This window comes from Candidatus Brocadia sp., from assembly GCA_021646415.1.
Lineage (GTDB): Bacteria > Planctomycetota > Brocadiia > Brocadiales > Brocadiaceae > Brocadia.
Genome location: SOEU01000009.1, coordinates 58,666 through 82,163 on the forward strand (window position 1 = coordinate 58,666; position 23,498 = coordinate 82,163).

Here is a 23,498-nt window from a genome sequence, read left to right on the forward strand (position 1 = left end):
TTTCTAAAAATATTTTTAGGAGAAGTAAGATAAATTGGCTGGACATTCACATTGGGCAAGTATAAAGCACAAAAAAGGTGCAGCAGATGCGAAAAAGGGCAAAATTTTTTCGAAGATAGCTCGCATGATAACTGTAGCTGCCAGAAGAGGTGGTGGCGACCCGGATATGAATCCAAAGTTACAGCTTGCCATAAGTAAGGCCAGGGCAGTTAATATGCCTAAAGAAAACATTGAGCGTGCCATTCAGAAAGGTACGGGGGGCGGTGAGGCATCAGAGTTATTTGAATGTTTGTACGAAGGATACGGACCTCATGGCATAGCCTTAATGGTTGAAATCCTGACAGACAATAAAAATAGAACTGTCCCTGAAATCCGAAAAATATTTGAGCGGTTTGGCGGAAATATGGGAGAATCGGGTTGTGTCTCCTGGATGTTCGAAAAAAAGGGCCTTATTATCGCTGGTAGTAATAATTTCAATGAAGACGAGCTTATGATGTTGGTCTTAGATGCCGGGGCCGATGATCTACAACAGGTGGGGGATGTTTTTCAGGTCATATGCCCGCAAGTGGATTTGGATACCGTGAAGAAGGCTATCGAGAGTAAAAACATCAAGATCGAAAGTGCTGAGGTGAGTTGGATACCAAAAAACAATATTGACCTAGATGATGCCGCAGGTCGTAAAGTACTGGGGCTCATGGAAGCACTTGAGGACCACGATGACGTACAAAACGTCTATTCCAATTTTAATCTTCCACAAACCCTTCTCACAGAAGTACAAGCGGCTAAATAAATTGGATAAAGATAATTTAGCGCAGTCTCTAGACTTCCCCAAACTTCAGTTCTCAGGACACCGAGATAAATATTGTGCTACCTGTCCAACTCATTTGGACAACAATAATTATAGCTGCTTTTCTCCACGATCTTTTTGGATGTATTGCAAGTTCTGTTGCGGTTGTTCTATTGGGGCAATATCCACTTCTTTATGGGTTTTCGATTGTTTTTTCTCAATATTCAACAATTCAAGGACTTGTTCTCCATCTAATACTTCATCATTTTCGAGGTTCTTTGCTAGCAGATCCAGTTTATCTTTGTTATCATTGAGTAATTTTTTGACCCTATCATAGCTTGCCATGATAAGGTTGGTAACTTCTTCATCAATAAGCACGGCAGTTTTTTCGCTGTATTCTTTTTCTTGAACAAGATCGTGTCCGAGAAAAATATTGCCCGATTGCCTGCCAAAAGTCTGCGGGCCTAATTTTCTGCTCATACCAAATCGGCATACATAATTTCGAGCCAGTTGTGAAGCCTTTTCCAGGTCATTTTGGGCACCGGTTGATATTTTGTGTATAGCCAGTTCTTCTGCTGCTCTCCCGCCCAATAATACACAAAGGGTATCCAGAATTTCGGGTTCAGTGGTTAAGTATTTGTCTTCCAATGGTAACTGCATAGTATATCCTAGTGCTGCCGTTCCTCTAGGAATTATAGAAACTTTGTGCACGGGATCAGTGTTGGGAAGTAGTGCAGCTATCAAGGTGTGACCAGCCTCATGAATTGCGACCGCCTTTTTTTCCGTATCGCTCATAATTCTGCTCTTTCGCTCTGGACCGGCTAACACCCTGTCTATGGAGGATTCCAATTCTTTCATGCCGACTGAGTTCTTATTGTACCGTGCGGCAAGGAGTGCCGCTTCATTGACAACATTTGCCAAATCTGCTCCCGAAAAACCTGCGGTGCGTTTTGCGATGACTTTCAAGCTGACATCGGAATCTATCTTTACATTTTTTGCATGAACAGACAGTACAGCCTCGCGGCCAATAAGGTCTGGTCTGTCAACAGTTATTTGACGGTCAAAACGCCCCGGGCGTAACAGTGCACTGTCCAGGACATCAGGTCGGTTGGTTGCAGCAATTATAATAACCCCTTTCTGTGAATTAAATCCATCCATCTCAGCCAGAAGCTGGTTAAGAGTCTGTTCACGTTCGTCATGACCGCCACCCAGCCCTGTGCCACGTTGACGTCCAACACTGTCAATTTCGTCAATAAAAACAATGCATGGGGCCTTTGCTTTTGCTTGCTCAAACATATCCCGTACGCGGGCAGCGCCCATTCCCACAAACATTTCGACAAAGTCAGAACCACTAATTGAGAAAAATGGTACACCTGCTTCACCTGCAACGGCTCTTGCGAGGAGCGTTTTGCCGGTTCCGGGTGGACCGATCAGAAGAACGCCTTTGGGGATTTTCCCTCCCAATTTCTGAAATCGCTCCGGGTAAGAAAGAAAGTCTATGATTTCCTTCAGCTCTTCTTTGGCCTCTTCACATCCTGCAACATCGACGAAAGTTGTCTTCTGAGAACCGTTATCTGAATACAACTTAATTTTTGCCTTGCCAAAGGACATAAAAGGAGAACCCATCCCGCCGACCCTTTTAAAGAGGAAAAACCACCCTAACGCCATGATCCCAAAGGGAAATACCCACCACATCAGGATGTTTTTAAAGAAATTATTTTCAGATGCACCTTTAAACCTGACCTTCTGTGATTCGAGTTCATTGACGAGTTCTGCGTCTTGTATTGGTACTGTAACGAATGCAATCTTTTCTTCTTTGTCACCTTCACCAGATAATTTTTTGTAATGGCCCCGGATAAGATTGGTACCTACCGTACAGTCAGATATATAACCATTCTTAAGATAAAGTCTGAACTGGCTGTATGATATTTCTTCAGCTTTAGGGGATAAAAATATCTGCGCTACATACATAACGGCGAGAAAAAGCAGGATATATCCGATCGAAAATCGTGACTTCTTGGTTTTGTTTTTATTTTTTTTATCCATTCAATTTGGTTGAAAAAGATTAAAAATACCTTATATCCTGAATATAAGGTTATTAATGTAATATTCTTAACAAAAAATCAAGCTGAATTATATTAGAAAAGACGATCAATGTCAAAATATTTCAAAAGAGATTTAGGTTGATAATAGCTAAAAAGATACTATAATGGATTCTAGTCGGGGTGTAGCGCAGCTTGGCTAGCGCGCTTGAATGGGGTTCAAGAGGTCGTGGGTTCAAATCCCGCCACCCCGACCACTAAAATCAAGGGTTTTAGGATATTAACCATTGCACGCCTCTCTCAAATTGTATACTTTTTGTATACTTGGTTGTTCTGTCATGATATTATCCAGCGTATCAACTGCTTTAACCTTGTGACTCGGTGCAAGGTGGGCATACCTCAAAGTCATCTTAAAGTCTTTGTGTCCCATAAGTTCTTTCACAGTTGTAAGGTCAATTCCAGCCATTACCAGGTGACTTGCGAAGGTATGTCTCAAATCGTGGAATTTAAAATCTCTTATCTCTGCCTTTTTTAATGCGGTATTAAAACTTCTTTTAACGTTATCGTACCTATTACCGGTTAATGGATTAACAAAAACATAATCAAATTGACTGGTGATCCCTTCCAAAGTTTCCCTTAAAGTCTGATTTATAGGTATCTCTTTACGCTCAGAGTTCTTTGTTTGGTCTTGGTTCAACAAGATAAAGCCCGCATTCAAATCAACATTATCCCACTTAAGCCCAAGTATTTCGTCTTTCCTCATTCCTGTATTAAGTGCTGTAATAACAATCGGCTTTAAGTGTTTATCGCATGAATCAATAAGCCTTTGACACTCCTCTGTGGATAGATACCGTAGGCGTCTATTGTTTTCAGGCAACATCTTTACCTTTCTTATTCGTTTTAAGATTTCTTCCTCTACCATATCCCATTCGACCGCCTTTGTAAACATATGGAATAAAGTAGCAATCAATCGATTTGCTGTAGCAGGTTTATTTCCCATGTTTGGTTTATCAGTCTGGTATTGTTCAAATAACATGGAACTGAAACGCCTTAAAGGTACATTGCTGAAAGTTTCGGCGCCGTGCTTCGTAACTCACGCAAGGCCACCTCTCCACTCATCACGTTATTAACTGGATAATAGCATTGAAATAACTATTTAAATTCCTTATACTTCGCGTAATATGTTGCATTTACAAAATAGGTTTCTCGCTTTTAATGAAAAAAATATCATTAAGTCTCGACATCTTAGAATACATAAGTGAACTTTGAACACGCAATCATAGTAAGTGCGTTGCTTTTTACATGAGGAATATTTTTGGATATTTTCGGGATATTCAGCGCAATGACCTTACAGTATAATTCACTGTGAAAGATTTATTATGATACTTCAACTTATAGTAAATGGGATAATCACAGGCAGCCTTATTTCGATCATGGCAATTGGGTTTGGTGTGATCTACCGTTGATCGCAAGGAACAATGAAAGAATCTAATAACGAAGTATTAGTAGTCTCAGACGATGAAGAATTGTATAAATCACTAAAAAGAGCTTTAGAGACTCTTAGGGGGATGGCTGTATTAAAATTTGAAAAAGACCTTTTAAAAAAGAAACACAAGGTTGTACTATTTGCAACACCAGGGGAGGATTTTGAAGAGTTATTTTATGGTACTATTAGGGCAAGATATCTCAATCCTGTTGCGGTTATTGGTTTAAAGATAGAGAATCTTTCATGAGAAAGCACCTGTTATTCCAAAACCATTTCGATCATCGTGGTTATATCAATATTCCATTTGATTTGAATGAGGTTATTTCTTAAGCCAGTCACTGTGGTGGAGCGAGAGAATGCTTGGAATCAACTTTTTAAATCTATGGAAAACGTCAAGGACCGCAAACCTAAACCAAAGCAACGTGCGAAAGAACAGGAAGAAGAAATTGCCAAAATGGTGAAGAGTTTTAGAAAGCATCATGCATAAAGTTGTTCTTGATTCCACGGTTCTTGTTAGTGCCTTTCTTGCTAAAATGGGTGTTTCTCTTAAAGCACGGACGGATTACATTGTCACACGAGACAATGACCTTCTTTCTCTCGAAAACTATGAGGCATAAAAGTGGTAACGCCTGAAAAGTTTATAGGGATATCAAGGAGTGACAAGCATCAACCTTTCTAAACCCATTTATAGAATTCCAGCAGAAGGTTTATTATGAAGACCAAAACAATCTTTGAAGAAGAAATTTTAAAGGAAATACAAGATTTATCTAAATCAATGCAAAAGAAATTAGTCAAAATTGTGCATTTCCTAAAAAAAGAAATTATCTATCCCGAATTAAGTGAAAAGAACGCAACCGATGAATTTCTCTCTGTATGTGGAACATGTGAAGACGGCAGAACCATTAATGAACAATTAAAGGATATTTATTCGAGCAGACGGGAATGAATAGTAATTGAAAATAAAACAGAAACTCTTTTAAATCATTGTGAATAGGAGAAAGATATGGGCCAAAAATATAGTGCTTTAGTAGAAGAAGTCAAAAAACTATCAACTGAGGAAAAGGAAGAATTAAAATTTTTAATTGAAAAATATCTAATTGAAGAACGAAGAGAGGAAATTTTTAAAAATTGCCAGGAAAGTGCAAGGGAAATTGAAGAAGGTCACCTGGAATTTTCGAACGACATTGAAAGGTTAAAGGAGATGCTTTAGTTGATACAAATAACTTTTAGTTCTTCCTTTAAAAGGGCTTTTAAGAAAAAGATCAAAGGAAAACAAAATATTGAAGACAAATATTGGGAAAGGGTTAATATTTTTCTCAAAAACCCGTTAGACCCACAATTAAAAACACACAAGCTTTCCGGAAAATTGGAGGAATTGTGGAGCTTTACCATTGATTATGACTTAAGATTAGTATTTTATTTTTTAGAAAACGATAAAGTGGTTTTTATTGACATAGGAAAGCACGATGAGGTTTATTAATTTTCTTTTAAATTAAGAATTAACGCTATTTCGGCATAGATTTTAATGCTTTTTTACTTTTGTCAACTGTAGTCAAATTGTAGTCAGCCACTAAAATCTGAAACCATCTTTAAGACTATCAGGCAATGATGTGTATACCGTTGCGTCATCTCTATGGAATGATGTCCTAACAACCTCGATATCTTATAAATATCAATGCCCCTTTGCGCTAAACGTGTCGCAAAGGTATGTCTTAAATCGTGGAAATGAAAGTCATGGATGCCTGCCTTTTTTATAGCGATACTAAAAGCCCTTCTGAGATTGTGACGGTCAATATTAGTTATTGCATTACTCAGAAATACAACGTCACTCTTAAGATTCCTGACTTTTGCCTTTTCCATTAAAATATTCAGTGCAATTTGGTTTAACGGAATCGTCCTCGGCTTGCCGTTCTTAGATTCCTGAATAATGCAGAATTTAGTTTAATAAGTTATCCATTTTCTACTCTCTTTTCTTAAAAGAAAGATGTGTTTTCCCAGAACGGCTGTTTTAAGAAGACTTCCTAAAAAACCAACAAATGTAATTTTCTTTGAGAGCGGAAGCGCCAGCCACCCAATGGCAAGGTGCCTTCCGAGGCTGACAACCTCACCTAAAACTTTTGGATGATACGGCTTTCTTACACCCCCAAAAATATCCGCGTAGATATTGTTTGCTACCAATCGTCCCTGCTGTAATGCAAACTGAGCAGCGGCAGGAACTGGTTCTTTTGTGTAAGGGTTCATTGCAAGGGCATTGTCCCCAATGGCATAGATAAATGGATACCCTTCGACCCGAAGAAACTCATCAACAACAATACGTCCTAATTGTCCAATTTTCATTCCACTTTCTCTCGCGAGTTCATGGATGCGAATGCCTCCCGTCCAAATCACGGTCTTGGTTCCCAACACTTCACCCGATGAAAGTACAACCGTGTCTGGTGTTCGACTAACAATCTTTGTTCCTGCTATGATTTTTATACCTCTTTCCAGGAGTTTTTTATGAATACGTGCTGCAAAGGATTCCTCCATTTTTGGTACTATGCGAGTGCCCGATTCAACGATAATAATTTCAACCTCACGCGGATTCACATGGTAGTCACGGGTGCACTGTGCAACGTGATCAGCAAGTTCAGCAGCGAATTCTACCCCTGACAGACCACCACCGCCGATGACAAACCGAAGCATATCCCTTCGCCGCTCCTCAACCGGTTCTGATGCCGCACGTGCACAGAGTTGATTAATATAGTCATAGATTTGTTGAGCATCTCTCAATGTCTGAAGCGGGAAAGAGTTTTCCTGCAATCCAGGGATATTATAAAAATTTACCTGACTTCCAAGCGCTATTACCAGGTAATCAAATGGTAATGACCTGTTTCCCATATGTATAATATGTTCAGTGGAATCAATCCTGGTTACTTCTCCAAGGTGAAAAATGATATTTTGCCTTTGTATAATGCGGTGAATAGGAATGGACACCTCTGCTTTTCGAACAGCTGCCTCATGCAATTGCGTCTTGAGCGTATGGTAAGGGTTTCTATCAATGAGATGTATTTGATATTCGGGATGCTGACGGAACAACCTTGCTAACCTCAATGCAGCGGTAATTCCTCCGTAACCTGCCCCCATGACAACAATGTTCTTTTTGACTTCCATGATTGATACCTTCAGATAAATCTAAAACGATTCTGGTTGATTTGATCGGTTGGCCCTAGTCTGCCCTTATATTTCCTGCATAAAACGAACAAGATATTTTATACCTGTGGTCTGAGCTAAAGAGTTTTCGCACACCATCAAACCCTCCGGGACATGCTTAATGCGTGCGTTGTCGAGCCGCAGCTCGGCGGGTCACTGCCAGATCGTAGGCGCGTGCGATATCAGTATTGCGCAGCAAACCCACTAAATGACGCGGATTTTCACGTGCCACGACTGGCAATTGACCAACATCGCGCACTCCGATACGCCGCAATGCGGCGCCAATCGTCTCGTCTGGATATGCAAGGAGCAACTCTCGTGTGCAGACTTCACCAACAATACGTACCGTACCGATATCGTCATCCTGAGCACGATCAATGTCTTGCACGGTGATAATACCGGTCAATTCGTCTGCATTATTAAGCACTGGTAATCCGTGCTGTCGTTTTCTGGCAAGTAAATCGGTTGCTACTGTCAACGAATCAGATTCTCGCAAAGTAACGATTTCAGTCTCCATGACTTCATTTACCAGAATCGTTTCCAATACGTCAACGTCGCGTCCTCGTTGCAGACGTATGCCCTTGCGCGCCAGCCCCAATGTATATACTGAATCGTGTTGTAAATGCCACGAGAGAAACAGACTAACGTTTACTGCAGCTATCAGTGGCAGAATAATCCGGTAGTCATGGGTCATTTCAAACAGCAGGATGAACGAGGTAATTGGTGCATGTATTGTGCCTGCGAGGACGGCTGCCATCCCGACCATCGCAAAGGCAGGTGGTGAAATGTTGAGAGAAGGAAAAACCTGTTTGGCCACAAGCCCATAAGCGCCCCCAAGTGTAGCCCCGGCAAAAAGGGAAGGAGCAAATACACCGCCGTGAAAACCGCCGCTGATGCAAATCGGCGTTAGCACCAGCCTGGATAACGCCAGTGAAAGCAGGAGAGTCACCGTCAGAGGTTTGCCGTCTAAAATATTTTCAATTGTGGCATAACCTGTTCCAAACACCTGCGGCAGATGCATTCCAACGAGGCCGACGGCGAGACCCGCAACTGCAGGTTTAAGCCAGCGAGGGGCATTCCATTTATCAAAGATACCCCGCATGAAATGATGCAAACGAATATAGAATGCCGCACCAAGTCCGGATAGCACACCCAACCCAAAATAGAGCGGCAGTTCCCATACAGAGTTAAAAGCATATGCAGGGATGTGAAACGCAGGTTGAGGCCCTGATACGGCCTGAGTAAATACAGATGATACCACAGACGCTAACGTAACGATGCCAAAGGCGTTTACGCTCAGCTCGCCTATAATAATCTCCAGCGCGAAAAATATACCGGCAATAGGTGCGTTGAAGGCTGCAGCGATCCCCCCCGCAGCGCCCGATGCAACGAGGGCACGAATTCGTTCATCAGAAAGGCGCAAGAGTTGGCCAAACATTGATCCTAAGTATGCACCAATCTGCACTGAAGGGTCTGCAGGTCCCACGGAAGCACCGGAACCGATAGAGAATGCTGCGGCAACTGTTTTGGTTGGTATTCTCCGATATGGCAGTCGCCCGCCTCCTAATGCTACGGATTCCATAATACCTGCTATGCCCACATATCGTTCCTTACCAATAAGAAAATGGGAAATCAGTCCAACAGCGAGACCGCCAAGGATAGGGATAAAGAAGATCATCCAACTTCCTAAGGAACCCAACACTATTCCTATCCTATCAAATCCTGCCCAATTTGCCAAATCTTGAAAAAGTCGAAGGGCGAATTCTTTCTGGTGCAAGAGACCCAGGGGTGTATCTATCCCCTCGAATGCATACCGATATATTACATTAAACAGTTGTTTGAAGAGCCATACTCCTATACCGCTCGTGAGACCAACGAGTATCGCTATTACAGCAAGAGCGACCGATTCGGAGAATTGCTGACGATTGAGCCAGCCTATGACCTTACCGAGAGAAAATAGTCTTATTTTTGTCCGGATATATGGCAACATAACTTTACTTTGTTGAAACACGTATGTAAGAAAATATTTCTAAGTCGTAACTAGAATCAGGCACAACTTCTGATTATTTAATACTTTGCGACTAATATCTATTTTTGGTTTATCGTAACTATTTAGCGAAGCTGACGGTGAGAGAATATTTTCTCAGAATAATTAGGAGCCAATAGGGAAAACGGGCAGACGGGCAAATCCCGAAGGGATGACATGATTATAGAGAGAAAAAACGCGCCATACTATTCAACCCCGTAGGGGTGAAATATCGAGAAAATAATGATACCATGCCACCCCTACGGGGTTAACCATAATTGCATAACGATATGCTATAATAATGACATCCCTTCGGGATTACATAATCAATATATTGTTCGTTCATAGTGTTTGTGTGCGAAAATACGCTGAATAGCTACGGTTTATTACTTTATCCCTGCTTGAATTCTCTTTGACATGTGCATTACCGAAGAACGAAAAACTTGCTGATGGCTATTTCAAAATCAAATCTATAGAGCTTAAGAAAAAACTTGGCGTTTAAGTTTAACAAACTTGAGTACCTTCGGAAAGTCCTTCGGCGAACTGTTCCAGGTGGTGATGCACATCCCGGCCCACCCGCTCCCCCACCTGTTCGAATTGCCGATACAAGGCTTGCTGCTCCTCCAGACTTAGGACCTTGTTGGTTAGTGGGAACAGTAGGTAGTCTTCTTTCCAAATGTGGTTGGGATATAGAGCGGCAATCTCTCTCAAGCTCTTCACAACCGCCTTTCTGGCAGCGGGATCACCGCCGTGATAGGCATCTGCAGAATCGGCCAACTCTTTGACGAGCGCCCGGCCTCGCGTGTGTTCGGCCGTCAGCGCTCCCACCGGGCAACCTTGCATTGGGATGCCCTTATTAGCCAAAGCTGGGAATAGCAACTCCTCTTCTTTGCCGTGATGACACACATCGGCGAAGGTGTGCATGAATTCAATAACCCCCTGAAGCGTTTTCACATCCACTACCTGGCCAGCCTCCAGCCGGTCTGCCAGCACTGAAACTGCGCCGATCACTTTGGCAATAATGAGATGTTCATCCTCAAGCATTTGGATGGGGCTGTTGTTCGTCATCTTTGATCTCCTTCCCTTTAAAAGATAGAGGCCATTATCTACCGTTGACCTTTGTCTCTTTCACAAGTCAAATTAGATAAATAGGATTTGATCCTGGCCAGCCTCGGCCAGAAATGTGGTTAGCCCCATACTCTTATCAATCTCATTTACGAGTTCGTTACGAGAGACATTCAGCATGCTCATAGAATTTGTACAGACATAAAACTTTGCACCCATAGCCTTAGCTTGTGTTAAAAGTTCTGAGATTTCCTGAATATGGCCTTTTTTCATATGCTCTTCCAATAGTTTCCTGTGAGTCTGCCCCTCTTCATTAAGTTGGAACACAGATTTTCCTTTTACCAGATATTCTAACGCCCAATAGGTAAAAAAACATCTTGCCTCTCTGCCTAAGGCCAGGGCTACAAGGACAATAGAAAAACCATGATAAACGCGATCGTAAGAACCGCTATGGAATATGATCGACAAACCTTTTTTATCTGTATCCATGTTTTATTTCATTTACCTCTTATAGTTTCTGCCCAATCTAGCAATGGCACGCCTGCCTCTCTTGAGACAGCAAGTTTCTCGCTTAGATTATCAATTTCCTTGTTACTCAATCGTTCGGAAAGTATGGATAAACCGTCACAGTTTGATACGTGGATTAAGAGCGTTCTTGCTGCATTGGCAGCCTGCTTTGCCTCTTCATCTGTTAGATTGTCCTTCTTTAATAGATTGGCACAAGAACGGGCAGTAGCTATTACCCCGTCATGTTCCTCGAGTAACTGGTCGACATGCTCACCCAGCAATACGCGAAGCGCGGGATAAAGGGTCTCTTCTTCATATCGAAAATGTGGGCCGACAAGCACGTTTATATTGCCAAGTATTTTTCTTGCCTTAGCAACATCTTTTAATTGTAAAGCCTTTATTAATTCAAGCAACCCGTCCCTTACCTTCCTGTGGTCCTCTCTGAATTCGGCAATGGGATCTAATTTTGTCATTTTGATCATCCTCCTTCTTTAAATTTTTTTGTTTTCCATTATCCATGTCCAGTTGGTTATCGATACATGTAACTTTTCCATTCAACACACAACCTTTCTGTAAAGGTTGGCATGGCTTTCCCAACCTATCACATTCATTATTTACCTGATATGGACACGTCCAGCTCATTTGTTTTTCAATGCCTCCAAAAGCACTTGTGCATTATTCCTTTCTTCATCTTTGGCGGCATATAAGAGAGTAACTTTTTTGTTTTTTCCCAAATCTATTAATTGTTCCAGTATTTCATTTTTCTCTTTTAATTCTTTAAGATATCGGCTTTTAAACTCCTGCCAGCGTTCTTCTTTATGAGCAAACCACTTTCGGAGCGTGTCGCTGGGGGCGATCTCTTTCATCCAATGGTCGATTTTAGCCTCTTCTTTTTTGAGACCCCGTGGCCATAGGCGATCAATCAAAACTCGTGTGCCATCATTTTTAGATGGTTTTTCATAAACCCGTTTTATTTGAAACATGGTAAATTTAAACCTCTTTATTCTTCTATTGTTATCGCCGTTTTACAGGGCATTCATCTGCCGCCTCTTTACAGGCATCTTCTTCACAAACAAACTGCCGCAGCATGACTTCTGTGTGATAATCATTCTCTGATTGAACCAGTTTTATCAGTCTCTGTATCATTTCAGTTAAATCTTATCTATGTTGGTTAATATAGTTTATAAAAAAATCTTTCAATTGCGGCATATCACATGCAAATCCTATTGCCATAGCCTTCTGAAGTGCTTCTTCACCCGTCGACCCCTCCTTTAGCGCCACATGCATCATGGTAAACGCTCCTGCACGTTTTCCCGTGTGGCAGTGAACGAATACCGGCGTTGGCAGAAGTTCTATTTCTTTCCGAAATTGGTCGACCAACTCTGGTTTTATTCCTTCTTTCATCGAAACGGGCATATGTAAATATTGCATCCCGTATTTTCGCACGAGAACTTCTTCGTCTTCTGGCGAAAGAGGCTGATCTTCTTCCCCTGAAGCACGAAGATTGATAACCGACTTAAATCCCTGTTGCGGTAGTTTTTCAATTTCTTCTTTGGACGGCTGACTTGCCGATGTGATCCTGTCATTAATCTTAATTCGATCTTTCATTGAAACTTCCTCTCTTTTAAAAAAGTCTATATAACTCAGGCTTAGATTAACTTATAAATTCGTTATTCAATCGATCAATATCTTCCTGCTGTAATTTCCAGCCAATGGCGCCTAAGTTTTCTTTAAGGTGTTCAACCTTTGTTGATTTCGTTATGGTAACTATTCCTTTCTTAGAAATTAACCAATTTATCGCAATTTGAGACTGCGCCTTGTTGTATTTTTTAGCCAGTTCATCTAAGATTTTAAAACCAGGTTTTGCGAGTTCGCCTTTTGCAAGGGGTCTCCATGCGATAATGAGAATATTATTTTCCTGGCAATAGGGAATTATTTTTGATTCCATATCATTCGTCACTCTACCTTCGTTCCTTACGAGCAGGTTGTATTCAATTTGATTAGCAACGATTTTGTTTTTCGTATGTTTCTGCGCCTCTTTTATTTGTTCTGCCGTAAAATTACTTACTCCAATGCACTTCACCAGTTTTTGTTCACCCAGAAAATCCATTGCCTTCATGGTTTCCTGTATTGGGATGTCAGGATTAGGCGCATGAATCAAATATAAATCAATATAGTCCGTATTTAGTCTTTGCAGACTTCCTTTTGCAGAAGCAAGGAGATCTTCGTAGCTTAAATGATCGGGTGAAACTTTCGAAGTGATAAATAGGTTTTTTCTATCAAAAGCACTGATTGCCCTTCCAACCAATTCTTCTGAATGTCCCTGGGCATACGCTTCTGCGGTATCAATGTGAGTTATTCCAAGTTTGATCGCAGTTTTCATTGCAGAAATATCTTCACTATCATACATAGTGTCTGCCACATCTCCTCCGCCAATAGTCCATGTTCCAAGACCTATAACAGGTATTGTGATAGTATCTGTCAACTTTTTGAATTCCATACTTGTCTCGCATTAAAATCTTATGGGGTATTTCTCAATTACATCCTTCCATTTCGTAAATGTAATAACCGCTCTCTTTAATGGCCTTTTCAACATCCTCTGATGCATCTTCCATGTGACAGAAGCGACATTCTTTCGTCGTAAGTGGTTGCCCTTCCTGTTCAACTATTTTTAGATATTCAAGACCATATTGAATGGCCTTTTCGTGTGGTTGATCCTTTGGGACGATAATATCAAAATGCATTTTTTCCCCGTTTTTCTTCACGACGTAGGTATCGTAAACAGCTACTTTCATAGATTTTTCTTTCTTTTTTTAGAATGAAATTAACAGGTTTTTAGGACTTGGTCTTTAACAAACATATCGACGGTCCTCATCCCATCAATTATTATTTTGAGATAGACGGTATTTAGTGGTTCAGTAATTATCTTTTTTTCCAATTGTAGCATCATTGCTAAAAACATCCCAAGGCTTTCTCTCTATTCCCATGCATTTTGACTTACTTCTAACGCCTTTATTGTGCTTGAAAATTGCTATTGTCTATTTTGCCTGTCCTTTCGAGATAATCAAGAAGAAGATAAAAGTATAATGCCCCTTTATAAGAATTCCACCTGGAAAGTATTTTGCGCACAGAATCTGGATCAGGCACAGTTTTAAGCCCTAACCAATACGCGAGCTTGTTTCTTATGCCTACATCATCAGCAGGAATAACGTCTAGTTTACCAAGGCCGCGCAATAAAACATATTCCGCTGTCCACATCCCTACTCCACGGATCTCAAGAAGTTTTTCCAAAGCGGCTGCAGCGCTAAGTTCTCCAAATTGTTCCGCGACCCATTTCTCTTTAACTGCCGTTATTGCCGCGTTCAAAATATACTCGGCCTTATGCCGGCTAAAACCTAATTTCATAAGATCCCCGTGTTTTGCGTCCGATAAATCCACAGGTCGCGGAAATGCCCTGGATTCTTCGAATTTCAAACCATATTTTACACATAAACGGTTGAGCAGATGAATGCCCACATGTAATGAAAGCTGCTGGCAGGCAAATCCATTAATCAGCGCCTCAAAAACAGACGCGAACCTCGGTGGCTTGAGGCCGTCAAAACGCGACAATAAGAAAAAAAGTCTTTTGTCTCTGCACGCGAGATGGTAAAATCCAGTAAGATTAACTTCCATGCCAAGTATTTTTTTCAGCACCGAGATTACTTCCTGCCTCTTTATCATGTCATCTCGTTTCGCCTTAACTTTAATAACTAGTTTCGGTTTTTCAGATGTCCCTATTTGCGAGACAGAAACTTCAGCGGGAGTTCCATCTAAGGTCAAAACCCGTCGGTATTCACCGTTATCCCAGCGATCAATGAGGTTTATCGGCAAACGCCGCAAAGCCCACGCAGTCAAGTCTAATCTAAAAGGCGGCTTAGGGCTAAGCGTAAAGAATCTCATGTCCGCATTTTCCTATGTATCACAAGCATATTATATGAAAACTATTGCGGAGATGCGGAGGTATAGAAGGTTTATGTCCGCATCTCCGCCCATGGTTTTTCTTATTTCTTACAACTGCAATCATCTGCTTTTTTATTGCATCCAACGCAAACTCCGTTCTTTATAGGCTTGCCACACTTTTTGCATGGAGTGCATCCGCATGTATCACACATACCGATCACCTCCTTTCAAATTTTTTCAAACTGTTCCTGCGACGCACCGCAGGCAGGACAGACCCACTCTTCTGGTAAATCCTTGAAACTGGTGCCAGGACTTACCCCATGATCAGGATCACCAATTTCCGGGTCATAGATATATCCACAAACCAGGCATCTGTATTTTTCCATTTTTGAAATCTTCCTTTCTTTTTTGCGTATTTTCAAACGTACTTGGTTGAACATCCTTTCATTTCAGTACAATCGCGATTGAATCACTGAAGACGCCACTGAAATTCTTGCTGGAAATACTTCTACTCTGTTATATATATGCAAGATACAGGACATTTATCCGCTGCTTCTCTGCAGGTATCTTCAGCCTCTTTAGGAACAATGTCAACATACACTACTGATTTATCACCTTCCATGCTAAAAACCTCAGGGCAGATTTCAGCACATAAGGCGCAACCGATACATGTATCTGGATCTACCTTTGCCTTCATATTTTTTATATAGCTATTCGTAAAATGCTTTTTCAAACAGGCGTAAAAATAAACAAGCCTTACTCCAAAGATATTTGTGTAGACATCTTCGGCGGTAAGGCTGTCTTTTTGATGAGTAGAGACGCAACACCTTGCGTCATTACAAAAGATCCGTTACTTTGCGTCCCCCGATCACTCGGGGTTTGCTTTTGTCAGGATGCTTCTTTTTTTATACGAGTCGCTTACAAAAAAAATATTAAATTGTCTATTGTAATGGATAACTTAATTTTCATTAGATGTCAAGAATTAAAAAAATATTGGGCCTTCGGTTCTTAACCAACTTTTCCTCGTGCACGATTTTTTCAGACACCTGAACTTCTTCACCAATCTCAGGCAATTTCCGGGTATCGGGATAATCTTCCTTAAAACCATCATCATATATTACCAAATTTATCTTCGAGCTGACGACTGGTCGAAGTGTCCAGCTGATTCGTTCTCCAACATCATGGTTACTGGCAGTATGTTGCCCTTCCGATGTCATATAGCTGCTGATGTGGCAGGTAGTACATGTCGGAGCAGCGGTGTAATCACTTCCGAGCACCCAATCACCTTCTTTATCCAGTGCCATGCGGCCAATATTGGCGGTATACGCAATTCCATGTTTTGATTCACTATAAATTTCCATTTGAGGATGGTCAGGCCCCATGTGGCATTTACCACAATTTTCAGGCGCTCTGGACAATTTTGCCTCAAATGAATGTCTCGAATGGCATGCGTGGCATGAACCTTTTGAACCATCAGGATTTAAGCGTCCTATTCCACTGTTTGGCCATGTATCAGGGTCAATTACCGGCTTTTCTCCTTCCCGCAATATTTCACCCTTTCGAAGGTTTTCTCCTGTAAATATGCAAATTTCTCGGCCAAGGCATACTTCTCTCTGTACAACTCATTCGCCTCCGAGCATGCGGCACCAAAAATTAACAGTCCAAAGAATAAAAACAAATTAAAAATCTTTAGCAAGTATGTTTTATTGCATACACGCTTAATTCTTATTTTAAGACCTTGCGGCCAGAGACGATCAATCAAAACCCGTGTGCCATCATTTTCAGCAGGTTCTTCATAAACGCGTTTTATTTCAAGCATGAAGAATGTAAATCTCCTTTCCCTTTATCGTAATAGCATCTGCCAACTTTTGAATTACATGTTAGCCGCGCATTAAAATCGGGCAGGGTATCTTTCAGTTACATCCTTCCATTTCGTGAATGTAATAACCGATCTCTTTCATGGTCTTTTCGTATGGCTGATCATTTGGGACGATAATATCAAAATGCATTTTTTCCTCGTTTTTCTTCATGACGTGTGTATCGGAAACAGCCATTTTCATAGGGTATCCATCCTTTCTTTAGCATGCTGGAAGATTGTGGAAATTATCTTGGCTGCAACAAAGCAAGCTAAATCTCTCTCTTGTCTGTTCGTCAGAAGAATTTCAGATTCTTTTTTCATTGAGATACCATCTGTAGACATTCGTCCATAGTGAGAACGGGTACAATTTTTCCGGTCTGGCTGGGTACCAGTGGAAGAAAAAATTCTACTACTGCACGATAATCATCTGCTTCCAGGATAATAAAAAAATCGTGTTCTGTAACTGTGGCGTAAGCTCCCAGTATCGTTATACCCTTCTCTTCGGCCATTTTTCTTCCCTCCCAGAACTTGCTCAGCATCTTTGCTACATCTTCACTCCTGCCAGGGCAGTTTTCCGGGGTATGTGTCCAGTGAGCGACGTATACCGTTTTTTTGCCGGCAACACCGATATTCCATCCGGACTCCTTCTCATTCTCGTTGGCATAGATGTTGGAACCGATGAGCATCATGGTTGCAAATAGGACACTGGCACTAAATAGTATCGTTCTCTTTTGCTTCATGTCGTCTGTTTCTCCCTTCAAACAAGTGTTACAAGAATACGTTGTTTCATAAAAAAATCTAAATATTTTCAGGAAAAAATTGGCCGATTACTATGCAGCAAAACGTATCGTTACTGGTACTGGACTTCGTCTCTTGTTCCTTCAAATTCTCTATAATGTGTTGTTTTGATTATCACCTCCTCCGGCTCTTAACTCTTATATGTGAGGACACGACCCCAGAGGCTTTTTGTTCCCCAGATGCCTGACCTCAGAGATTCAAGCTGCACAATCTGGCTGTGATCAACAAAGAGATTAACCTCCGGCCCGTAATTCTTAATATACCACGAAAAGACGTCAGGATCTGCCGCTTCAAACATCACTTTTTCCAGACCCAACGCATTGATAATCCTGGCCACGACATCAGTCCGCCACACCTTTACATTCTCAGTAATCCCTTCTGATTCTATCATAATCATATGCGCCCCGGCTTCCAAAAAGCGCTTTGCTTGTAAAATAGCCCATTCCTGGTCGCGTGTTCCTTCCGTCTCCAGCTCGGCTACCGCACTTGCGCCGCCGGAACCGAACTGAATTCCAACTTCCGGCTTTGCGTTCAACCCGGCCTTTTGTACCTTCTCAACAAGACGCACCAGGTCTTCCGTGGGCACGGTGATGAAGCCGCTTGAAATCTCAACAATATCGAAGCCGATTTCCTTGCATTCATGAATGTAATGGTTCACTGCTTCGGTTCCTTGAGTAAGAACGTGTTCTATAAAGCCGCCGGTGGAGACACAAACGTTATGCGCATGGCAGATATCAATAAGTTCTTTTACCACATGCCGCGGCATGAGGCTGAACGATCCGCCAGCAAACTTGAGCGTGTCCACATATGCGCCCATAGTTTCCAGGACGTCTTGCAAATAATGCCTGCCCATCGGTGTATAGTAAGGGCCTCGGATCTCCGTAACACCCTGCTTACGAGGCTTTGGCTGGCGCTCATTAACTTTTAGAAAGGCAAACGCTCGTTCTGCAGTGTGGGGTTTAGGTTGAGCCATTTTTGATCCTCCTTAATCTGTTTTATTTTTTGCCACAAAGACACCAAGTCATAAAGAAAAACCTTAGTGTTATACCTCCCCCTATGTTTCCCTCCTTCACAAGGAGGAGACTTTGTCGTGAACTCATTCGAACGATGAAGGGGCTTCCATGGGTTATTTGTTATACCGTAGCCAGCATGGATAAAATGAAAATTCAGATACTATATAAATTAGGCCTTCGGCAATTTATAAATACAAATTTTCCTGACAGGAGTCCACCCCCTTCACCTCCGCCAGTGGGGGGGCAGTTGTTGTCCCTTTCACGAGGGGGACTAAGGGGGAGGCGAAAAGTTTGAAATTCCTAAGCTTCAAGTTACGGAACCTGAACCTTTGCCAGCAATCTCATTATATATGAAATCTGTATTGAATCCATATCAGCGACCGCATCTACGATCTTGAGGCGCAAGGATGCATCGGTATATGGTCTGCTAAGTCGCTCGAATTTCTGGACTACGGTTTCCCATCGCATCGGATGGGTATGAAAGCCCTCGTAATCCTGTTTTTCTTTAACCAGAACTCGGCCGTCAGAGAGAGAAACGGTAATTCGGCACGGCATCTCGTTTGGGAACCGGTGGCTATAAGCTTCTAATGGCCTTACAGAGATTTTTTTGAGCAATCCTTGAACATCTTGACGCTGGATGCGATCCGGTTTGTACTGCTCGGGCATGACCCGGCCATCCAGCATTGCAACTGCAATCATATAAGGGAGACTATGGTCAGCCTCCTCTTTTGTCCTGACAATGGTCTTGTCACCTTCCTCACCACCACCAATGATGTGGTATGCTACGTCAAAAATCTCTATTTCAACCCGTGTTACCTCAGCGGCCGTAAATCCGCACTCTCGCTTTAGTTCCAGGATGCCTTCGATGACTGACTGGGAATGAATCTCGGCATTGTACCTTTTAAGGATCGTGTGTGTTATTCGCTCCAGATTCTCATTGGACCAGTCAATCTCAAATCGCCCGGCAATGGCATCCATAAAACCCTTGTTTCCCTCAAAGACCTCCAATGGGCCAGTAATGCCTCTCATGGCCAGGAAGGTCGCATGTGTACAACAAAACGCTGTGTTTGGATACGCCAGCCCTTTCCAGTTGGACAGTGCCCCGGTTCTGGTTACCCGGAGCGCGTTGAAGGATGCCCCACAGATGGCGATTGCATTAGCAGTTTTTGTCAGATCTAAACCCAGGGCATTTGACACACCAGCTGCTACTGCGTATGCCCCTTGAGTAGTATGATCAAATCCTTTCGCCCGCACAGGAGCACTATCACTCAGGCGACACTGTACTTGATAGGCTGTTGCAAGGGCGGTCAGAAACTCCCGCCCGCTTTTGTTTGCGTATTCGGCAGCGGCAAGCACCGCACCAAAATTATCGCTGGGGTGACAAGTTTCTCCTTTTGCCAGATAACTGTCGTTAAAATCCAGGTAGCGTACCAATGCGCTATTATAAAATGCCGCACGGTCTGGAGACGTCCGGCACCCGCCGATCATGGTACAGCGTTCAGCACCGCCAAAATCTTCGATTTGTTCCCTGACCAACCGGATAGGTTTCCCGTCCACAGCGCCTATTGCACAACCGATAGAATCCAAAACCCGAATCTTGAGTTGCTGGCGGGCACTCTCTGAGAGGTCATTATAGGATGCCCGTACGACAAATGAAGCCAGTTGTTCCACCAGCGTCATAAATAACTCCTCTTGATGCGTGCGTCCTTTGCCTTATTCAGATTAAATTCCAATTAAGATTTTTCGATATACCTTAACCAGGTGAAAATGCTTACTAAATTAATATACCATATCTTTACTTATTAACAATCTTTTAAAACATAGTTACGAAACATTTCCTAGAGTTAGTGGACGCCAAAAACAAGAAGATAAATATCATTTGTTTTTTTTATTATAATACGGTATTTTAATATCGTTTTTAAACACTGGCAGAAGGCAAAGAAATGATAATTATATAATTTAGCAGCCATGGCATATCAAGAGCTATCGGATTTTATTAAAAAGTTGGAAGAGGCAGGACAATTAAGGCGTATTAAGACTGAGGTTTCGGCTGATTTAGAAATTACCGAGATAACTGATCGCGTCTCCAAGTCATACGGGCCAGCACTCCTCTTTGAAAAGGTAAAAGGTTATTCAATACCCGTACTCATTAACGCCTTCGGTTCTTATGAACGCATGGCCATGGCGCTCAATGTAAAAAATGTGGATGAGATTGCCAAAGAGATTGAGAGCCTTGTTAAACCTGAGATGCCATCAACCTTTATCGACAAGATTAAGTTTATTCCACATCTTTTGATGACGTTATCAAAATTTCCCCCCAAAATAGTGAAACATGCACCCTGCCAGGAGATTGTGTACGAAACCGAGCCATCTCTTACGAGGTTGCCAATCATAAAATGTTGGCCGGGAGATGGCGGAAAATTTATTACCTTACCTCTGGTTTTTACGAGAAATCTAAAAACTGGCAACAGGAATACCGGCATGTATCGTATGCACGTGTATGACAACCGGACAACGGGGATGCACTGGCATATCCATCATGATGGAGCTCGACACTATCGGGATTATCAGCGGGAAAATAAACGTATGCCGGTGGCTGTTGCACTGGGCTGTGATCCAGCCATTACGTATGCCGCTACGGCACCCGTTCCCCCGGAGGTGGATGAAATGGTCTTTGCCGGTTTCTTGAGGAAAAAGAATGTAGAGATGGTCGCCTGTAAAACGATTGAAATGGAGGTGCCGGCAGATGCAGAAATCGTGTTAGAGGGCTATGTCGACCCCAAAGAGACCCGCATTGAAGGTCCCTTTGGCGACCACACGGGTTATTATTCACTGGCCGATCATTATCCTGTATTTCACATCACCTGCATTACGCAGCGCAGAACACCGATCTATCCCACGACGATCGTGGGCAAGCCTCCCATGGAGGATTGTTACATGGGAAAGGCCACGGAACGGTTATTTCTGCCCTTATTAAAACTCATGATCCCCGAGATTATCGACATGAACCTGCCGCTCTTTGGCGTGTTTCACAACTTTGCCTTCCTGTCAATTGATAAACGCTACCCCTTTCAGGCGAAGAAGGTCATGCACGGTATATGGGGCATGGGGCAGATGATGTTTACAAAAATTATTGTGGTGGTGGATAGGGACGTTAATGTGCAAAATGTGGATGAGATCATGTGGCGCATCGGGAATAACGTAGATCCGCGCAGGGATATTACCTTTGTTGACGGCCCCATGGATGCACTGGAACACGCATCCCCCTTGCCAAAGATTGGCTCCAAGATGGGGATTGACGCCACCAAGAAATGGCCTGAGGAAGGTTTTGCACGGGAATGGCCTGACGACATCAAGATGTCACCAGAGATTGTTAATCTTGTAAATAGAAAATGGAACACATACGGAATTTAGATTTATGATTACGCAAACCGAATTATTAACGAAAAAGGGGGCGTATATCCAGCAGATGTTTGGCTCGATTGCCAGGGTATACGACCTTTTAAATACCATTTTAAGCTTTAACTTTGACAAGAGCTGGCGCAGGTATGCTGTAAAGGTGAGTAACGTCACCCCGGATGCACAGGTACTGGACGTTTGCACCGGCACAGGCGACCTGGCAATTGCTTATTCCAAGGTTTTAAACGGAAGTGGAAGGGTCATTGGAAGTGACTTTTGTCATGAAATGGTACGACTGGCAGATCTCAAGCTGAAGAAAAGGAATCTTTCTGAGAAGATAAAGGTCATCGAGGCCGACACATTACATCTGCCATTTCAGGACAATTCCTTTCAGGTCTCTGCCGTGGCCTTTGGGATCAGAAATGTAGCTGATTTAAGGGCTGGTATTACCGAAATGATGCGAATAACCGCCCCGTGTGGACGTGTGGTGATCCTGGAATTCTCGCAACCCATAAATCCCGTCTTTAAGGTGGTCTATTATTTTTATTTCAAAAAGATACTCCCTTTCATTGGAAGACTCATCTCTCGTAGTAAGTACAATGCCTACTCCTATCTCCCGTCATCCGTCTTAAACTTTCCCGACCGGTACGGATTAAAGGCACAGATGGAATCCTGTGGCCTTGAGGACGTGAATATCTATTCAAGGACACTGGGCATCGTCACCATCCATGTTGGTACAAAACATAAACATCAATAGACTTGACTAGCCTGAGAATATTTTGTATTATGATGTAACTAATTTTGGACGCTGATAAGCGCAGACTTCGTCGTGGGCGCTCAGTCGAACGATTATCAGGATTTAAAATTAGACAGGATTAGCAGGATAGACAAGATTTAAGAAAGTAGTTATTTGCGGAAATCGGTGTCCTGAATAAATTATCAAAATTCCTCTTTTCACATCAAATATCAACATCATATAAATGGCGCTTGAGCCGGATAATGCGTCATTTCAAATACTGGGGAATAGTGTAACGGTAGCACAAATGACTCTGGATCATTTAGTCTAGGTTCGAATCCTAGTTCCCCAGCCAATTAAATCAAGTTCTTACGAATTTTTTTTTGAATTTAGTACTATGCCAATTTTAATCAATAAAATAAGCCCTACTTTGACAACCTTGTTAGGTGAACTCAGGGAAGAATGTTTATCGACTATCAAATTAATTCATCAGCTTGAACTCGAGCACCTGACAGAAGAACAAATTGAGGATGTTTTAGGTGAGTTGACGGCTTCACTTACCCACCTGCAAATACATTCCGCGATAGTAAATGAAGAATTGAACAAGACTGTAGGAAGATAAATTAGTTTTTATTTTGCGAGGCAAAACGACA

28 protein-coding genes, 2 tRNA genes, 1 pseudogene and 1 riboswitch are annotated in these 23,498 nt (G+C 42.2%); of the genes and pseudogenes, 10 read left to right on the top strand and 21 right to left on the bottom strand.

The window, feature by feature from the left end; genetic code table 11:
• Nucleotides 1-34 precede the first annotated feature (34 nt).
• Nucleotides 35-790 (top strand): YebC/PmpR family DNA-binding transcriptional regulator, encoded by a 756-nt coding sequence (locus E3K36_08915; GenBank protein MCF6155358.1) that lies wholly within the window; start codon nucleotides 35-37, stop codon nucleotides 788-790.
• Between the two features lie 108 nt (nucleotides 791-898).
• Here E3K36_08915 and E3K36_08920 read toward each other — a convergent pair whose 3' ends face one another.
• Nucleotides 899-2,833, bottom strand: a complete 1,935-nt coding sequence (locus E3K36_08920) for an ATP-dependent metallopeptidase FtsH/Yme1/Tma family protein (protein ID MCF6155359.1) — start codon at nucleotides 2,831-2,833, stop codon at nucleotides 899-901.
• A gap of 175 nt (nucleotides 2,834-3,008) precedes the next feature.
• Between E3K36_08920 and E3K36_08925 the strand changes: the two genes are divergently transcribed.
• Nucleotides 3,009-3,086 (top strand) — tRNA-Pro (locus tag E3K36_08925).
• A 23-nt stretch (nucleotides 3,087-3,109) separates the two neighbouring features.
• Here the strand turns inward: E3K36_08925 and E3K36_08930 are convergent.
• A complete protein-coding gene (locus E3K36_08930) occupies nucleotides 3,110-3,865 on the bottom strand; it encodes a site-specific integrase (GenBank protein ID MCF6155360.1) in 756 nt (251 codons plus the stop codon).
• 442 nt (nucleotides 3,866-4,307) lie between these two features.
• On the opposite strand from E3K36_08930, the gene E3K36_08935 reads away from it, so the two are divergent.
• From E3K36_08935 to E3K36_08950, 4 genes are all read left to right on the top strand, one after another.
• Nucleotides 4,308-4,562, top strand: coding sequence for a hypothetical protein (locus tag E3K36_08935; GenBank protein ID MCF6155361.1), 255 nt, complete (start codon nucleotides 4,308-4,310; stop codon nucleotides 4,560-4,562).
• Nucleotides 4,563-5,027: 465 nt separating this feature from the next.
• On the top strand, nucleotides 5,028-5,261 hold the full coding sequence (locus tag E3K36_08940; protein ID MCF6155362.1) for a hypothetical protein: 234 nt from the start codon (nucleotides 5,028-5,030) through the stop codon (nucleotides 5,259-5,261).
• A 57-nt stretch (nucleotides 5,262-5,318) separates the two neighbouring features.
• Entirely contained in the window at nucleotides 5,319-5,525 is a 207-nt protein-coding gene (locus E3K36_08945) for a hypothetical protein (protein ID MCF6155363.1), read from the top strand.
• A 3-nt stretch (nucleotides 5,526-5,528) separates the two neighbouring features.
• Nucleotides 5,529-5,795, top strand: a complete 267-nt coding sequence (locus tag E3K36_08950; GenBank protein MCF6155364.1) for a type II toxin-antitoxin system mRNA interferase toxin, RelE/StbE family — start codon at nucleotides 5,529-5,531, stop codon at nucleotides 5,793-5,795.
• A gap of 83 nt (nucleotides 5,796-5,878) precedes the next feature.
• Here the strand turns inward: E3K36_08950 and E3K36_08955 are convergent, their stop codons facing one another.
• From E3K36_08955 to E3K36_09045, 19 genes and pseudogenes are all read right to left on the bottom strand, one after another.
• Nucleotides 5,879-6,244 carry a site-specific integrase gene (locus tag E3K36_08955; GenBank protein MCF6155365.1) on the bottom strand — a complete coding sequence of 122 codons (366 nt, stop codon included), beginning with the start codon at nucleotides 6,242-6,244 and terminating at the stop codon, nucleotides 5,879-5,881.
• Between the two features lie 12 nt (nucleotides 6,245-6,256).
• Complete coding sequence (locus E3K36_08960) at nucleotides 6,257-7,465, bottom strand: NAD(P)/FAD-dependent oxidoreductase (protein MCF6155366.1); 1,209 nt, start codon at nucleotides 7,463-7,465, stop codon at nucleotides 6,257-6,259.
• A gap of 157 nt (nucleotides 7,466-7,622) precedes the next feature.
• Nucleotides 7,623-9,494 carry a chloride channel protein gene (locus E3K36_08965; GenBank protein ID MCF6155367.1) on the bottom strand — a complete coding sequence of 624 codons (1,872 nt, stop codon included), beginning with the start codon at nucleotides 9,492-9,494 and terminating at the stop codon, nucleotides 7,623-7,625.
• Between the two features lie 540 nt (nucleotides 9,495-10,034).
• Entirely contained in the window at nucleotides 10,035-10,598 is a 564-nt protein-coding gene (locus E3K36_08970) for a hemerythrin (protein MCF6155368.1), read from the bottom strand.
• Between the two features lie 72 nt (nucleotides 10,599-10,670).
• A complete protein-coding gene (locus E3K36_08975; protein MCF6155369.1) occupies nucleotides 10,671-11,084 on the bottom strand; it encodes a hypothetical protein in 414 nt (137 codons plus the stop codon).
• 8 nt (nucleotides 11,085-11,092) lie between these two features.
• The gene (locus E3K36_08980) at nucleotides 11,093-11,584 is read right to left on the bottom strand and encodes a hemerythrin domain-containing protein (GenBank protein ID MCF6155370.1); all 492 of its coding nucleotides are present in this window, start codon (nucleotides 11,582-11,584) and stop codon (nucleotides 11,093-11,095) included.
• Nucleotides 11,585-11,740: 156 nt separating this feature from the next.
• A complete protein-coding gene (locus E3K36_08985; protein MCF6155371.1) occupies nucleotides 11,741-12,085 on the bottom strand; it encodes a DUF488 family protein in 345 nt (114 codons plus the stop codon).
• 175 nt (nucleotides 12,086-12,260) lie between these two features.
• Nucleotides 12,261-12,710, bottom strand: coding sequence for a phosphatase (locus E3K36_08990; protein ID MCF6155372.1), 450 nt, complete (start codon nucleotides 12,708-12,710; stop codon nucleotides 12,261-12,263).
• A 46-nt stretch (nucleotides 12,711-12,756) separates the two neighbouring features.
• Nucleotides 12,757-13,602 (bottom strand): aldo/keto reductase, encoded by an 846-nt coding sequence (locus tag E3K36_08995; GenBank protein MCF6155373.1) that lies wholly within the window; start codon nucleotides 13,600-13,602, stop codon nucleotides 12,757-12,759.
• Nucleotides 13,603-13,636: 34 nt separating this feature from the next.
• The gene (locus E3K36_09000) at nucleotides 13,637-13,897 is read right to left on the bottom strand and encodes a DUF2024 family protein (GenBank protein MCF6155374.1); all 261 of its coding nucleotides are present in this window, start codon (nucleotides 13,895-13,897) and stop codon (nucleotides 13,637-13,639) included.
• Nucleotides 13,898-14,114: 217 nt separating this feature from the next.
• Nucleotides 14,115-15,041: a DNA-3-methyladenine glycosylase 2 family protein gene (locus tag E3K36_09005; protein ID MCF6155375.1), complete on the bottom strand. Its 927-nt coding sequence runs from the start codon at nucleotides 15,039-15,041 to the stop codon at nucleotides 14,115-14,117.
• Nucleotides 15,042-15,268: 227 nt separating this feature from the next.
• Complete coding sequence (locus E3K36_09010) at nucleotides 15,269-15,427, bottom strand: rubredoxin (GenBank protein ID MCF6155376.1); 159 nt, start codon at nucleotides 15,425-15,427, stop codon at nucleotides 15,269-15,271.
• A gap of 122 nt (nucleotides 15,428-15,549) precedes the next feature.
• On the bottom strand, nucleotides 15,550-15,738 hold the full coding sequence (locus tag E3K36_09015; protein MCF6155377.1) for a ferredoxin: 189 nt from the start codon (nucleotides 15,736-15,738) through the stop codon (nucleotides 15,550-15,552).
• Between the two features lie 87 nt (nucleotides 15,739-15,825).
• A riboswitch (cyclic di-GMP riboswitch) is annotated at nucleotides 15,826-15,935 on the bottom strand.
• A 74-nt stretch (nucleotides 15,936-16,009) separates the two neighbouring features.
• Nucleotides 16,010-16,630 (bottom strand): hypothetical protein, encoded by a 621-nt coding sequence (locus E3K36_09020; GenBank protein MCF6155378.1) that lies wholly within the window; start codon nucleotides 16,628-16,630, stop codon nucleotides 16,010-16,012.
• A 140-nt stretch (nucleotides 16,631-16,770) separates the two neighbouring features.
• Nucleotides 16,771-16,860, bottom strand: a pseudogene (locus E3K36_09025) (DUF488 family protein).
• 94 nt (nucleotides 16,861-16,954) lie between these two features.
• Nucleotides 16,955-17,101: a DUF2024 family protein gene (locus tag E3K36_09030; protein MCF6155379.1), complete on the bottom strand. Its 147-nt coding sequence runs from the start codon at nucleotides 17,099-17,101 to the stop codon at nucleotides 16,955-16,957.
• Between the two features lie 115 nt (nucleotides 17,102-17,216).
• Nucleotides 17,217-17,639, bottom strand: a complete 423-nt coding sequence (locus E3K36_09035) for a DUF3303 domain-containing protein (protein ID MCF6155380.1) — start codon at nucleotides 17,637-17,639, stop codon at nucleotides 17,217-17,219.
• A gap of 188 nt (nucleotides 17,640-17,827) precedes the next feature.
• Nucleotides 17,828-18,670, bottom strand: a complete 843-nt coding sequence (locus E3K36_09040) for a phosphosulfolactate synthase (GenBank protein MCF6155381.1) — start codon at nucleotides 18,668-18,670, stop codon at nucleotides 17,828-17,830.
• Between the two features lie 352 nt (nucleotides 18,671-19,022).
• Complete coding sequence (locus E3K36_09045) at nucleotides 19,023-20,390, bottom strand: MmgE/PrpD family protein (protein MCF6155382.1); 1,368 nt, start codon at nucleotides 20,388-20,390, stop codon at nucleotides 19,023-19,025.
• Between the two features lie 288 nt (nucleotides 20,391-20,678).
• On the opposite strand from E3K36_09045, the gene E3K36_09050 reads away from it, so the two are divergent.
• The 4 genes from E3K36_09050 to E3K36_09065 all read left to right on the top strand — a co-directional run bounded on the left by E3K36_09050 (nucleotide 20,679) and on the right by E3K36_09065 (nucleotide 23,467).
• Nucleotides 20,679-22,124: a menaquinone biosynthesis decarboxylase gene (locus E3K36_09050; GenBank protein ID MCF6155383.1), complete on the top strand. Its 1,446-nt coding sequence runs from the start codon at nucleotides 20,679-20,681 to the stop codon at nucleotides 22,122-22,124.
• A 4-nt stretch (nucleotides 22,125-22,128) separates the two neighbouring features.
• Nucleotides 22,129-22,866 carry a bifunctional demethylmenaquinone methyltransferase/2-methoxy-6-polyprenyl-1,4-benzoquinol methylase UbiE gene (ubiE, locus tag E3K36_09055; GenBank protein ID MCF6155384.1) on the top strand — a complete coding sequence of 246 codons (738 nt, stop codon included), beginning with the start codon at nucleotides 22,129-22,131 and terminating at the stop codon, nucleotides 22,864-22,866.
• A 260-nt stretch (nucleotides 22,867-23,126) separates the two neighbouring features.
• Nucleotides 23,127-23,200 (top strand) — tRNA-Gln (locus E3K36_09060).
• Nucleotides 23,201-23,242: 42 nt separating this feature from the next.
• Nucleotides 23,243-23,467: a hypothetical protein gene (locus E3K36_09065; protein MCF6155385.1), complete on the top strand. Its 225-nt coding sequence runs from the start codon at nucleotides 23,243-23,245 to the stop codon at nucleotides 23,465-23,467.
• The last annotated feature ends 31 nt before the right edge of the window (nucleotides 23,468-23,498 follow it).